The 13,762-nt window shown below is 33.7% G+C and carries 13 protein-coding genes and 3 pseudogenes; 5 read left to right on the top strand and 11 right to left on the bottom strand.

Annotated features, from left to right (window positions below; translation table 11 throughout):
• Positions 1-536: 536 nt before the first annotated feature.
• The 3 genes from C568_RS0123660 to C568_RS0123650 form a co-directional block, all read right to left on the bottom strand.
• Positions 537-848, bottom strand: coding sequence for a heavy metal-binding domain-containing protein (locus tag C568_RS0123660; RefSeq protein ID WP_003195672.1), 312 nt, complete (start codon positions 846-848; stop codon positions 537-539).
• 171 nt (positions 849-1,019) lie between these two features.
• Positions 1,020-1,820: a hypothetical protein gene (locus C568_RS0123655; RefSeq protein WP_018782902.1), complete on the bottom strand. Its 801-nt coding sequence runs from the start codon at positions 1,818-1,820 to the stop codon at positions 1,020-1,022.
• A gap of 599 nt (positions 1,821-2,419) precedes the next feature.
• Positions 2,420-2,566: a hypothetical protein gene (locus C568_RS0123650; RefSeq protein WP_018782901.1), complete on the bottom strand. Its 147-nt coding sequence runs from the start codon at positions 2,564-2,566 to the stop codon at positions 2,420-2,422.
• Between the two features lie 164 nt (positions 2,567-2,730).
• Between C568_RS0123650 and C568_RS0123645 the strand changes: the two genes are divergently transcribed.
• Positions 2,731-3,471: a GntR family transcriptional regulator gene (locus tag C568_RS0123645; protein WP_006093798.1), complete on the top strand. Its 741-nt coding sequence runs from the start codon at positions 2,731-2,733 to the stop codon at positions 3,469-3,471.
• Positions 3,472-3,580: 109 nt separating this feature from the next.
• On the opposite strand, the pseudogene C568_RS34395 reads toward C568_RS0123645, so the two are convergent.
• Positions 3,581-3,837, bottom strand: a pseudogene (locus C568_RS34395) (IS5/IS1182 family transposase); the annotation flags it as partial.
• A gap of 918 nt (positions 3,838-4,755) precedes the next feature.
• On the opposite strand from C568_RS34395, the gene C568_RS0123635 reads away from it, so the two are divergent.
• Complete coding sequence (locus C568_RS0123635) at positions 4,756-6,144, top strand: MFS transporter (protein ID WP_006093796.1); 1,389 nt, start codon at positions 4,756-4,758, stop codon at positions 6,142-6,144.
• A gap of 334 nt (positions 6,145-6,478) precedes the next feature.
• Here C568_RS0123635 and C568_RS34880 read toward each other — a convergent pair whose 3' ends face one another.
• Positions 6,479-6,643: a hypothetical protein gene (locus C568_RS34880; protein ID WP_018782900.1), complete on the bottom strand. Its 165-nt coding sequence runs from the start codon at positions 6,641-6,643 to the stop codon at positions 6,479-6,481.
• A 152-nt stretch (positions 6,644-6,795) separates the two neighbouring features.
• Here C568_RS34880 and C568_RS0123625 point away from each other — a divergent pair, with 152 nt between their 5' ends.
• Positions 6,796-7,482 (top strand): response regulator transcription factor, encoded by a 687-nt coding sequence (locus C568_RS0123625; protein ID WP_006093794.1) that lies wholly within the window; start codon positions 6,796-6,798, stop codon positions 7,480-7,482.
• Complete coding sequence (locus C568_RS0123620; protein ID WP_029427677.1) at positions 7,475-8,926, top strand: sensor histidine kinase; 1,452 nt, start codon at positions 7,475-7,477, stop codon at positions 8,924-8,926. Before C568_RS0123625 ends, C568_RS0123620 begins: the two co-directional genes overlap by 8 nt.
• Positions 8,927-9,088: 162 nt before the next feature.
• Here C568_RS0123620 and C568_RS36550 read toward each other — a convergent pair.
• The 5 genes and pseudogenes from C568_RS36550 to C568_RS0123600 all read right to left on the bottom strand — a co-directional run.
• Positions 9,089-9,263: pseudogene (locus C568_RS36550) on the bottom strand (IS4 family transposase); the annotation flags it as partial.
• Positions 9,264-9,536: 273 nt separating this feature from the next.
• Positions 9,537-9,770 (bottom strand): annotated as a pseudogene (locus C568_RS0123615) (zinc ribbon domain-containing protein); the annotation flags it as partial.
• A gap of 54 nt (positions 9,771-9,824) precedes the next feature.
• Positions 9,825-10,685 carry a VanY-A/VanY-F/VanY-M family D-Ala-D-Ala carboxypeptidase gene (vanY, locus tag C568_RS0123610; RefSeq protein ID WP_018782898.1) on the bottom strand — a complete coding sequence of 287 codons (861 nt, stop codon included), beginning with the start codon at positions 10,683-10,685 and terminating at the stop codon, positions 9,825-9,827.
• 82 nt (positions 10,686-10,767) lie between these two features.
• Positions 10,768-11,886, bottom strand: coding sequence for a HAMP domain-containing sensor histidine kinase (locus C568_RS0123605; RefSeq protein ID WP_018782897.1), 1,119 nt, complete (start codon positions 11,884-11,886; stop codon positions 10,768-10,770).
• Positions 11,879-12,577, bottom strand: a complete 699-nt coding sequence (locus C568_RS0123600) for a response regulator transcription factor (RefSeq protein ID WP_018782896.1) — start codon at positions 12,575-12,577, stop codon at positions 11,879-11,881. Before C568_RS0123600 ends, C568_RS0123605 begins: the two co-directional genes overlap by 8 nt.
• A 273-nt stretch (positions 12,578-12,850) precedes the next feature.
• Between C568_RS0123600 and C568_RS34390 the strand changes: the two genes are divergently transcribed.
• Complete coding sequence (locus C568_RS34390; protein ID WP_018782895.1) at positions 12,851-12,997, top strand: hypothetical protein; 147 nt, start codon at positions 12,851-12,853, stop codon at positions 12,995-12,997.
• Positions 12,998-13,075: 78 nt separating this feature from the next.
• Here the strand turns inward: C568_RS34390 and C568_RS0123590 are convergent, their stop codons facing one another.
• Positions 13,076-13,762, bottom strand: a complete 687-nt coding sequence (locus C568_RS0123590) for an ABC transporter ATP-binding protein (protein WP_018766956.1) — start codon at positions 13,760-13,762, stop codon at positions 13,076-13,078.

The following is a 13,762-nucleotide window of genomic DNA, read 5'->3' as shown; positions in this document are numbered from 1 at the left end:
GTAGTATAATCCCTTAAAATTACAATAATGATAGATTTATTGGGTATATCCGTTTTTTAGTATTATACCATTGAATTCTAAAGCTTCATCTGTAACGAGCACTTCATTTGAATCCATTTATAATAACTCGAGCAATGTACACTGAAAAATTTAGTATGCCATGTAATCAGACATGTCTTTTTTAAATATGAAACTTGTGCCTTTTAGTAGATGAAGAATCCCTTGAGTTCCATTATTCTTTCCACGGATACCTTTAATTTCACCAAATTCTTTATACTTTCTTCGCCAATCTTTAACTTGTGTAGAACTCCTAATATTCTATCGCTTAGCTATGAGTTGATAATTGCATTCACCATATAAATAGCTTTGAACAGCCGATAGTTATAATTCGTCTGAATAAGTATTAGGTGTTGAGCCTTTTTAACTATGAAAAATCCCCTCCAAGTAACAGTGTATCACCCATGTATGCACATGGTATTTTTACACTGTTACCTGGAGGGGATGATCCTATCATTTCATGAGATGCTTTTTTTATTTTATATACGCACAGCCGTACCACTTACAGCAACCATTAACATGCCGTCACGAACAACCTCGTAGTCTACATCAATGCCAACAATTGCATTTGCTCCTTTTTGCTTCGCAAGTTGTTTCATTTCTTCCATCGCAACGTCACGCGCTTCTTTTAATTTACTTTCATATGCCCCAGCACGGCCACCTACAACATCACGAACAGAAGCAAATAAATCGCGGACAATATTTGCACCCATAATAGCTTCACCATTTACAATATCCACATACTCAATAATTTCTTTTCCTTGAATTCCAGAAGTTGTTGTTACAATCATTACTGACACTCTCCTATCATTTATTGGCGTTTCTTATACCTTTATTATTACATTAAAAAAATAAATGAACTATCTAATAATCTTACAGAAAGATGACATCTTTGTAAGATTTATAAAAAAACAGAATCACTTTATGGACTCTGTTCTAATCGTTTCGTTTATTTTTTTCTATTAAACGTTCGCTCTATTTTTTCTAATCTCAATTGTACGTAAGCTATATAGGAGCACCCCTAGCCCTAGAATTTTTTCATTCTTAGACGCATTGGAACCTAATGTAATAGTAGGCACATTTAGTCCCATAAACCTTTCACTCCATTCTATAGGCATATACCCTTGCTTACCGATTGCTAATGTACGTCCATCTGTTGTACGAAGAGTACTTTGAATAAAATCAAACTCTACTTCTACATCGGACAATTTTGTTACTTTATCAGTCATTAAAGAACCACGTATCGCCGCAAATCCTTGTATCATCTTCTCTTTAAACATACCAATTTGGTTATAATTCGAATCATAGATTACCCAATCATACCCGTCAGCTTCAGTATGAAAATATGCAAGAATTTCCCCGCTACTCGCTTCTAATCCATAAACATCTTTATTACTTAAAAAAGGTATCACTGAAAAAAGAATGTTAGATGAAATGATCTTTGTTCCAGCAACATATCCCCCATCAGGATGATATAAACCAAATTGTTTATTCTGTTTAGGCAATTCTAATACAACAAACGTATCGACATCCCAAAACGTTACATTACTTTTCACCGCATTCTTTTGTATCAAATTCCCTTTTCGTAACTGCCAAAATCCAATTCCGAAAAAAACAGAAGAAACGATTACAATAAAAATAACTTCTCCCCAATTCACCATTCCCCAAGTTCCATATACACACCATAGTGCAAATAGAAAAATACAGGTTCCAATAAAAAGTTTAAACTTCCCTTTTCGCTTATAATAATCAAATAATTCCATATCTACGTCTCTACCCCTTATTTGTATTTCCCAACTATTAATGTATCAAAAACAAATTAGATCCTCTAGAAAAAAATAGATTCGTTGCGATATTGAAACCATCTTCTAAGTATATAATTTTAAGGCTCTTTCTATAAAACTGCCACTCGCAGTGAAATAGCTCATTCATTTCATTCCCGTACCTTCAGTACCATCAGAACAAATCAAAAAACAAAGTTAAACGGATGCATAAGTTGTTTGAAATAAAACAAGGTAATATCCAGTAGCTTTATTACAAAACTCTACTGATACATGTTCTATCTACATTGCTTTATCGTCAAAAGCCTGCCCTAAAAGCGTCACAACATATGAAGAAATGAGTACATCTCCACCGAAAAGAAGTGCTTTTTTGGTAATCTCATAGCCTACACTTTCGTCAACTTTTCGTCTAATCCAAAAAGGCGAGTTCCCCCACCCAGTCCAATTGATAAAATATCAGGCATCCTAAAATTAGTATTTACACCCAATGTTTACGGCTAAAGAAGACTGTCTTGGAAATTCTCTTGTTCATACACCAAGGTCACTCGCTTTCCCTCCAGCATCAAGTACAATGACCTTCTTTAATCCCGATAAATGGTTTGAACCGCTTGATTTCGAAGGTCATAACAGAAGTCCTTCCCATCATCCTCTTCTTCATGTAACGCAAGCCACTGAAATTCGTAATCTTGATTAATGAAGATGTGGTCCGCAATATCGTTCATCTTCATTTTGAGTGACAAATACACCTAGTGCAAATTATAATGAATTTTTGAAAGCGTATTAATTTACGCGGAAAAGTAAGCTACAATAGAAAAAGAAAATAAACTACTATAAAACGAGAAGAAATAGAATTTATCGTCACGAATTTGAAAAACTATAGGGGTATAAGAAAATGAACAATAAACTTCATGAACTCAATAAACAAAAAAAACCACTATTCGTCATTGTGTATGACCAATTGTATAAATTAATTACGGATGGAACATTTCCTCTAGGCAGCCAACTTCCAACAGAACCCGAATTGGCCAAAATATTTGGTGTGAGCAGAATGACATTAAGACATGCTTTGGCACTTTTACAAGAAGATGGATTGGTTAAAAATATTCATGGAAAAGGAAATTTCATTACAAGATTTCATCATAATGAAAGTAGCGATGGCTTAGAGAAGCTGGGGAATCCTTTATATAAATGCTATACGGAAAAAATAGATGATATCGAACTTAATTTCCGAATTGACCTAGTAACGGACTATGCAATGCAAGTATTAAATCAACAAATGACTGCAGTGGTTGCGTTGGAACGCTGGTATAAAAATCACGATAAGATAGTAGCTTTTGCTTTTACTATGATGCCAATAGAAGCCGTTTCCAAATTGAACCTTGACTTACATAACGAGAAGCAAGTATTGGAAATGTTGGAGGAGAAAGTATATGAACTGGCTAACTCCTCTACCATTGAAATTAAACGTTCTAATTCCGCCAATACTCCGTCATTAAAATACCAAATTTTCCACGGGGAGGAATTTGATTTAATTTTAGAAAGTGTATATATCAGCGACAAATACCCTGTGGTTTATAATAAATACTATATACCAATAGAATTTAGTCAAATTAGGATTAAAACATCTAAATAACCGAATGAACAATCTATTATCTCTTAGAAATTTCCATTTGTGGAGAGCTATTGGCTTCTTTTAACTTCTCCAAATGCGGTATGAAACAACGTGTATCTGTCGGAATTTAGTGAAGAGAGTATCCTACAATACACTGATTTTCTGTTCCTACTTGCACATTATATCCAGCTTTCAGTTGACCGTTTTTCAGGGGTCTTCTTTCATTCTCATAAACGTGGCATCTGGATCTGTCTTCGAGAAACTATTACGATCACCGAAAGTCTCTTGATGTGACTCATATTTTTGTAGTCGTGATAAATAGTCTTCTTTCAGTTTCTTATGTATTTTTCGTTTCTCTTGATACACTTTCTTTTTCTCTTTTTTGCTCCCTTATCTTGTTCCTGTTCTACTTCCGTTTTCGCTTGTTCACCATGTCATGGATCACTCTTACCACATAATCTTCTGGGATTAAATTGCTATAGTCCATTGGTAGAATTAACCGACCCATGTTATTAATGAATGAAAATAGCTGAATGGTTACTCATAAAGTGAAACTTTAATCAGTGGGGGATTTCTTCATCCCCCACTGATTATTAGTTGAGCCAATCGGGCTTTTACGGGCAGTTGATCTCCCATCTAACTGCTTTGCTTTCACCGAATTTTGAGGTGGGAGTATTACTGCCCGTTAATGCGGGATAAAAAAATCGTCTCCTATTTCTTGTTTGTGTGGTTACTTACAATTATAATGGGGGCGATTTTTTTGTAACAAAAAAGACAAATTCCAAAAGAAAGATGGGTTGTGAGCAAAGGGAAGGTATGATATCCTTTTCATTGTTCAGATGCATACAAGTTTTTAGACAACTATACAATATTGTATATCCCAAAGAGTCATCATGAAAGCGCAATCAAGAGGTAAGATGTTTTTGGTTGTTCATGAAAATGCTTCCTTGTAAGCATCATAAGAAGGAAAGGCATGATATCCTTTTCAATATTCAAGTGCATACAAGTTTTTAAATAACCAAACAATATTATATAGTTCAAGGAGTTATTATGCATCATCATGAAAGCGCAATCAAAAGATAAGATGTTTTTGGTTGTTCATGAAAACGTTTCCTTTTTAAACACTATAAGAAGGAACGAACAAAAATCGGTACAACTGTGCACAAGAAAGCCTCGCATATGAAACAAAAGGTGTAGAAATTACCGAAACCATCCTTTACAAAAGGATCAATTGGTAGTTAAAGGCCAGACAATCAAGACTCAGGAAGACAATTCCCTGAATAACAAGAAAAGAGGAATATAGCTATGTCTACAATTAATGAAGATGTGAGCATGAAGAAAACTCAGAAATATAGCGCTAAGAAAGCAGTACCTGTTACCTTACTGTTATTTCTATTATGTTTAGTAATTGACAATTCGTTTAAGATTATTTCTGTTGATATGGCAAAAGATTTTCACATTTCAGCGACAACAGTTAGCTGGCAAGCAACATTAGCTGGTCTTGTGATTGGAATTGGAGCAGTCGTTTACGCAGCTTTAGCGGATTCTATTAGTTTTAGAAAACTTTTTAGCGCTGGGATTATTTTAATCTGTGTCGGTTCAGTCATGGGATATATTTTTCAACATTCGTTTTTACTAGTTGTTATTTCACGTATTATCCAAACTGCTGGTTTAGCATCAGCTGAAACGTTATATGTAATATTTGTCACAAAGCATTTACCTGCAGATGAACAAAAGAAATTTTTAGGATTAAGTACAAGTAGTTTTGCTCTTTCACAGCTTATCGGTGCATTAACTGGAGGTTATGTTTCAACATATTTCCATTGGACAACTCTATTTTTAATTTCTTTAGTAACACTTTTCACTCTTCCTTTTATTTTAAAATACATTCCTAAGGAAGAAGCGAAAAACAGTCATGTAGATGTATTAGGATTATTCCTAGTGGGAGCCATTTCAGCATCTCTACTACTATATATTACAGATTTCAATTGGCTTTACCTAGTCTTGTTTATTGTTGCAATTGCCTTGTTCCTTACTTATATTAGTAAGAATTCAAAAGCTTTTATCGGAATCTCATTCTTCCAAAATAAGCAGTTTATCTCATTGCTTGGCGTTGCATTTATCATTTACTCTGTACAGCTAGCATATATTTTCCTATTCCCATTCTTGCTTGAAAAGATTTACGGTTTGCAGCTAGATGCAATTTCACTATTATTAATTCCAGGATATATCGCAGCGACTATCGTTGGAGCTCTTTCAGGAAAAGTTGCAAAGGTTATGGGAAGCAAGCAATGTATTACGCTCGCTATGTGCAGCATTATAATCAGCTTACTATTAGGCGGATTCTTTATCAAAACTTCTGTTGTTGTATTCGTAATCTCTATGGTTCTATTCTCTAGTTCATTTGCATTCATGTATGCACCATTACTTGACTCTTGCATTTGTACAATTGATAAAGAAAAAACAGGAACAGCAATCGGATTTTATAACTTAACACTAAATGTCGCAATGTCAATCGGAATTGCCTACACAGCAGCGATGATGGACCATTCCGCAATGAAAAAAAGTTTCTTCGGAATGACAAACAATGTGGATGCTTCCATGTTTAGTAACATCCTATTCATTCTCGTACTCGTTACCCTTTTCAGTTTATCTCTGTACTGGGTATTAGTAGGACGAAAAGCGACAAAATAGATTTATAAAGGTTCTGTTGCAAAGTTATCCAAAACATAGAGAATCTAGGGTTGCATCGTTAAATGGTTATGCAACCCTTAATAATTCCTGTAATTCGTTATACACCGAAAAGGCGGAGTCTATTTAAAGACTTCGCCTTTGTTTGTATAGGGCATGAAATCCCAATAACACCCGCTCCAATAACTGTACCAGGACTAAACATTTGCAAATTCTCAGTATACGAAAAAGAGAGAATCAATTTGATTCTCTCTTTTTACCCGTAAAGTTACTATTCAGGAATGAAAATAAGGATGTTATAAAGAGTGTGTACGATGGAGGAGATGTAACATTTTTGTTAACTAGACTTATATAGCTTTCGTTTCTTTACACTTACGTACTTATGTAAGTATGGTGCTGGTTTTAATTTCTTTTTCACTTTTATGCGACTACTATCCGAATGATAGACCATCCACAGTTTTACATCTAATAAAGAAAGAATTATGTTTGTTTCAAGTGACATTTTGATTACCTCCTTCTTTCTTGTAGTTTTTTATATCATATCTCTTGAATCTGGAGCTGATATGATATAAATATAGTTTTCCTGTGAAGTTTTTATATTGTTTCTATGTATTCTAATACGTCTCCACATAAACTCCAGATAAGCAGGTTATAATGGCTACAAGAGGTGATATAAGGATGAACTATCATATTCTTGTGGTAGAGGATGATCAAGAAATTCAGGAATTAATCAAACAATTTTTAATGACTCAGCAGTATGCTGTTACAGTTGCATCAGATGGATTAGAGGGCATGAAACAATTTAATAAACAATCCTTTGATTTAATTCTACTAGATGTGATGATGCCAAACCTTAATGGATTTGAAGTTGCCAAAATGATTCGAAGTCAGTCAAATATACCCATTATTATGCTAACCGCGTTAGAAGAAGAACAAGATCAAATGAAGGGATTTGATCTTGGCATCGATGATTATATTACGAAACCTTTTTCTTTTCATGTTTTGATTAGACGAGTCGAAGCAGTGCTGCGGAGAAGCTATGATCAAAGTACGGAGAATCATTTATTTTTTAAAGAAATACATGTTGATTGCGATGCATATAAAGTATATGTAAATGAGGTTGAAATCCCCTTAACGGCAAAAGAATTCGAAATTCTGCAACTACTACTTCAAAATAAGAAAAAAGTAATCACAAGAGAAAGCATCGTAGAAAAGGTTTGGGGATACGAGTATCACGGAGAAACTCGTATGATCGATACACACATTAAAAACATACGAAAAAAATTAGATATTTCCTACATTAAAACAGTAAAGGGCATTGGTTACAAAATCGATGAATAGGATTGTGAAAATCATGAAGACGAAGAGAATTACCTATAAACTCTTTATGACTACATCCCTCATTTTGTTAGCCTTTGCAGTCCTGATTTATTTAACTTTATACTTCTTTCTCCCTACATTTTATGAGCAATACAAAACAGATCAGCTTCAAACAGGAATAGAAGAAATAATTGATAAATCTAAAGATCTTACGTTTCAAAATGCTATACCACTTTTTGATGAATACGCACAAAAAAATAACGCAATGATTTCCCTTCAAAATAAGGAAGGCGTAGTTATGTATTCTCCTTCTTTTAGTTTTATTCAAAGAGGTACCCAAGCACATGTGATTGCCAAAGCAACACCATTAGGGAGTTCAGATTACCTTCGTAATTCATATGATGTTACTGTGCCGATTCAATTCCAAGATATTACCTTAACACTTGTGGTGTTCGCAACATTTCAACCTATTGATGAAGCTACGCAAGTCTTAGTACGTTTTCTTCCCTATATCAGTATCATTGTACTTGTGATTGGTATAGGAAGTGCTTATTTCTATTCGAGGTTTATTACAAAACCACTCATTTATATTAATGAGGGTGCACAAAAGATGGCAAACTTAGATTTCTCCGAAAAAATTGAGGTTCGTTCCACGGATGAATTAGGAGAATTATCCAATAGCTTGAACGATATGTCTATTAATTTACAACAAGCTATGTTCAATTTACAAAAAGCGAATCAGCAATTAAAGAGCGATATTGAAAAAGAAAGAGAAATAGAAGCAAAACGCAGAGAATTTTTTGCAATTGTATCACATGAATTAAAAACTCCTCTCACTGTTATGAAAGGATACCTAGAAGGGATGATCTATAATATTGGTCCCTATCAAGATCGTGACCAATACTTAAAGAAAAATCACCAAATTATTGAAAGTATGGAACAACTGGTTCGCGAAATTTTAAGCATGTCAAAACTAGAACAACATACCTTTAAACTACAATTAGAAGAAGTAAATCTCTCAGAATTAATGGATACAATCACAAAAGATATCGGATTTTTTGCTTCTCAAAAAGACATTCAAATCATAAAACAAATTGATTCTGACCTTTTTGTTTATACAGATTGTGTTCTGTTAGAAAAAGCCTGTAAAAACATTATTCATAATGCGGTTATGTATTCACCGCATAACGAAAAAGTCTATATACAGTTAACCAAAGATTCTAAACAAAACCACATCCAAATGCAAGTCATCAATACAGGTGTCAAAATTAATGAAGAGAATATACAAGATATCTTCAAACCATTTTATCGAATCGAAAAGTCAAGAAATCGAAATACTGGAGGGAGTGGCTTAGGGTTATATATCGTCAAACAAATTTTTGAAGCACTGGGTATAAGGTATTCTATAAATAATGTAGAAGAGGGTGTACAATTTTTTGTTACCATTCCATTATCTATCAAATAAACAAAAAAGAATCTTAATCTTATTTCGGGGTCTCACCACATCGCTATCAAGATAAGATTAAAAAAGGTCAGTTTCAAAAGAAACTTTTTTCTTTTTCTAAAAAACCAGTGTAGATCATTAGAAATTCTGCATATCAAAAAACAAACGGGTTTCATTCTTTTATTAAGCTGCTTGATTGTGAGACATGGTACAATTTTAATTGACACCTAATATCAAAGACTGTTTTCTTCTCGTATCGATGCGATTTTCGTCCGTTTCACTGTAGGAGTTTAAACAGACGAAGAAGAATCTTTGATAATTCTTGGGTGTCTTTTGGTATAGATCGAAACAGAAAAATTCTCTGAAAAATATACTGAACGAATTAATGCTATCATCTATATAAAACAGTTATTGGAACATAATATGGAAACTGATTCTTTACTGCATGATAATTTACATTGGAGTACTTTTTGTTACTATAAGCAAGGACAAGATGCTTTTACACCAATAGTGAATGCCCCTCCTTAACACTCTTACAAGTCGTTTGAAGAAGGGGCTTCCTGTTTAGCAGTCTTACATACTCCCCACAGGCGTCGTTTATACTGTTTGGACACAACCTTGTCCTACAGTTTCAATCTTTGGTCGTCCTCATAAGTAATTGTTCTAACCCTTTTTGCAAAATATTTAGACCTGCATTATGATCTCTGTCTAATACCGTTCCACACTTTGCACAAATATGTGTTCGAATAGAAAGTAATTTTTTCACACGATTTCCACAACCAGAACAATCTTGCGATGTGTATACTGGGTCTACTTTCACAAGTAAATCTCCAAATTTTTCGCACTTATACAAAAGCATCCATTTAGTTTGTTTCCATTCTTAAGTTGATGATGTAGGCTTAATTTATAAAGTAAGCTACTATTTATGAACCGTCATAATTACTCCGTCCATATTGTTCCCTGAAATTTCATAATGCTGATTTACCGGGACATTAATGGTCGTATTTTTTGATAATTTATAATAAGAAACCGTATACTCTTTCCCCTCAACATTAGTTGAAATCTCCTTTTTCTCCTTCAAGAAATCTAAGTATTCTTCTAAAGTAAATTTATTTTTTTGCATGATTGCACTATGAGGCAAACCGACATAACGTATATGCCATGGCTCATATTGAATTCCTGTAATATTACTTTTATTTTTCGGATAGCGTAAAACAAAACCGTATTTCCATACATTGTCTTCAATCCATTTTCCTTCAGGGGCTTTCTCCATTTTCATTTGAGTAGACCCTACATCAAGTGATAGCCCTAAATTATGTTCACTATACCCTGCTGGTAATGCATAATCAGAACCCATTTTTTCATATAGCTTCCTTTGTTCTTTAAAATCTCGATAGCCGCTACTGATCAAAAAATGATGAATCCCTTCTTTTTCTGCAGCATCTACAATCTTCAAAAACTTTTTCACAATATCCTTTGATAAATGAATATTTCTATCAAGCACTACATACCCTCTTACTAATTCCGTATTTTGAAATACATTTATAATATCAGACCTTATGCTATCTTTCTGAACAGGATAATCTTTATTGACTAATAATAAATCACCTTTATAAATTTGTTCTTTTGTAATCTCTTTCTTTTCAGTATTCGTAGAGTTTACCTTATCACCTTTTTCTACGATTTTAACATCTACTCCATTTTGAAATAATGGTGCTATATAAATACCAACACATACTGTGCACAATATAAAAAGAGAAAAAAATATCCACTTTTTCATTCCTAGTTCCTCCTTGACCTAACTTACGTATAGGATAGAAAAAACTATTTAAATAAAAAGTGGGGTAAACTTTAAATTTTTATTAAATTATTAAATGAGATTCCGGGCCATCGTCTTTCGGTAACCTCACTTCAAATATTGTTCGTATTACATTACTTTCTGCAGAAATCGTCCCATTATGCTGTTCCACAATGTTTTTCGCAATAAATAGCCCCAGCCCTGTACTATCTTGCTGTTGAGTTCTTGCTTTGTCTCCTGTATAAAACATATCAAAAAGATACGGTAACTCTTCCTTTGGAATGCTATCTCCATAATTAATAATTTGTACGACAACTTTTCCATTATCAATATACCCGTTCATATCAACAAATTGTCCATCATATCCGTAGCGAATTGCATTCGTTAAAAGATTTTCAAATACTCTTGCCAATAATTTTCCATCTCCATTAATAGTTAAGTGAGGATTCACATTCATTCTGGCTACTAAATCCTGTTTCTCTAATAACGGATATAATTCTTCATCTAGCTGTATAAGTAATTCACTTATATCAATTGGTCTTTTTTCCAGCTTCAGCATGCCATAGTTCATTCTTGTTATTTCAAATAACTCATCAATCAAGTTCTCGAGTCGTTGAGATTTCGTAAAAGCAATAGTAGAAAAATGTTTAATTTGTTCCCTCGTCAAATTCTCATCTTTAAGAATTAAATCTAAATAACCTAAAACAGATGTTAATGGTGTTCTTAAATCGTGAGCCAGATTAACAATTAACTGATCTTTACTGCTTTCTGCAAAATCTCCTCTTTCTACCGCTTCTTTTAACTTTTCACTCGCTAGGTTAATTTCGTGTGCGATATCCCCGAACTCGTCATTCGATGAAACATAAACCCGGTTTGTAAAATCACCGTTAGCAAGATGATGAATCCCATTAGAGATCTCATTAAAATACTTCAAATATGGTCTAGTAAGAAAGAAGAAAAACAAAATAGCTAAAGGGATAAATATAATTAAAAAGAAATTAATGTCTCCAATTTCTCTTATCGTTGAACGGAATTGAGCTAAAGGATCCTCATAACGAACCACCGTTTTATAGTAGAGCTGCAGCCCTTTGTAGATCATATACGTTACGCTACCAGCTAGTATCATACTTAACGCAAATAGTGCGATCATTTTTGAACGAAAGCTTCTTATCATTTTAGCCATTGAAAGTATAACCTACCCCCCAAACCGTTTTTATCAATTTATTCTTTCTTTTATCTTCTCCAAGTTTTTTCCTTAAGGTACGAATATGTACCATTACTGTGTTTCTACCTTCATAATAATCTTCTGCCCATACTTGTTGAAAGATATTTTCCACACTGTATACTTTCTTCCGATGACTTGCTAATAAATATAAAATATCAAATTCTTTTGGAGTTAATTCAATTTGTTCTTCATATACACTAACTGTCCGTTGTTCAGGATAAATGACTACTCCACCAATTTCTAAAACTGATTTATCGTCCTCTGCTTTCGGTTGATTTAACATTAAAAATCGGCGTAATTGCGCATTTACACGGGCAACTAATTCAATCGGAGTGAAAGGTTTCGTCATATAATCATCTGCACCTATTACAAGTCCTGTCACCTTATCAAAATCTGATGTTTTTGCACTTAAGAAAATGATGGGCATATGATATTGTGCACGAATTTGACGCGTTACTTCATAACCGTCCATTTTAGGCATCATAATATCTAAAATCACCAAATCAATTGGTTGAGAGTGAATAACACGAATAGCTTCTTTTCCATCAGCTACTTTAATAACATGGTAGCCTTCTTTTTCTAAATGTATCGCAATTAAATCAGCAACTTCTGCCTCATCGTCAGCTATTAAAATTGAAATTCGATTCATTTTACTACACTCCTATATCATTCCGCTTCTATTCCACTGGCACTCTAAAAAATTTGTTCATTATATATTTTCATACACTCGATTTTATACTAGTCCGCTCTGCTTGTACAATAAGGAGATTACAGTCGAGATACGCGTAAAACTAGATCATAGTAATAGGGAATCTGGCTTCCAGTTTAGTTTTTTATATGGTCCCATTATAAATACCCGTCAACTTAAGAGATTTTAATACTCAAAAATACCTAAATAGGTTAGAATGGATGACGTTTTGTTATGAGTCTCTCGATTCAAGATCAGCTACAACTATTTGCCAAAGGATTACAACGATATGTTACGACTGTATTTTTAGAAAAACTTGCAAGAACACTCGAGCTTGTAAAGCGCGAACGAAAGTTCATTTTGCTTCTCTTCTTAAGTTGATGGGCATGTATGGTGACCCCTAATATTACAATATCTAACTAACAAATAAACTCCCCTATTAATAGGGGAGTTTGTTATTTAAGAATTATTAATATCTTTTACTACTAATTGCTTCTTGCTCAAATAAATTGCTCGATCCGATTGTTTTGCAACTTCTTGTGAATGTGTAACAACAATTACACATTTATTCTCTTGATGGGCAAGCTTCTGAAACAAATCAATAATCTCTTTTGCGGTTTCTTCATCAAGGTTTCCTGTTGGCTCATCAGCGATAAGTATATCAACATTGCAAGATAGCGCTCGAGCAATTGCTACACGTTGCTGTTGTCCACCACTTAGTTGCAGGACATTTCGCTTCGCCTCTACTTCTGTAAGTCCTACCTTCTCTAATAATTCTAATGCCCTTTCCTTTTTATTTTTCACCTGAACACCTGTAATTTCCATTGCCGTTAGTACATTTTGAAGAGCGGTCATATAGGTAATTAAATTATAGGATTGGAAAATCACGGATACATATTGATTCCGGTATCGATCTAAACCAATCTTTCGAATATCCTTACCCTTATACAGTACATAACCATTTTTAGGTATATCCAAACCACAACCTAGGCTAAGAGCTGTGGTTTTGCCAGATCCAGACGGCCCTAAAATCGTGTAAAAATGCCCTGTTTGAAAAGAAAAATTCACATTATCTAGTATCGTTACTTTTTTTCGGTTACTTTCATAATAATAATTTAAGTTTTTAAATTGTAAAATTGTCTCCAT

Origin of the sequence: Bacillus sp. 95MFCvi2.1 (genome assembly GCF_000374965.1) — a bacterium.
Taxonomy (GTDB): Bacteria; Bacillota; Bacilli; order Bacillales; family Bacillaceae_G; genus Bacillus_A; species Bacillus_A pseudomycoides.
The sequence above is the reverse complement of the archived record's forward strand: the minus strand, read 5'-3'. Positions and strand labels throughout refer to the sequence as shown.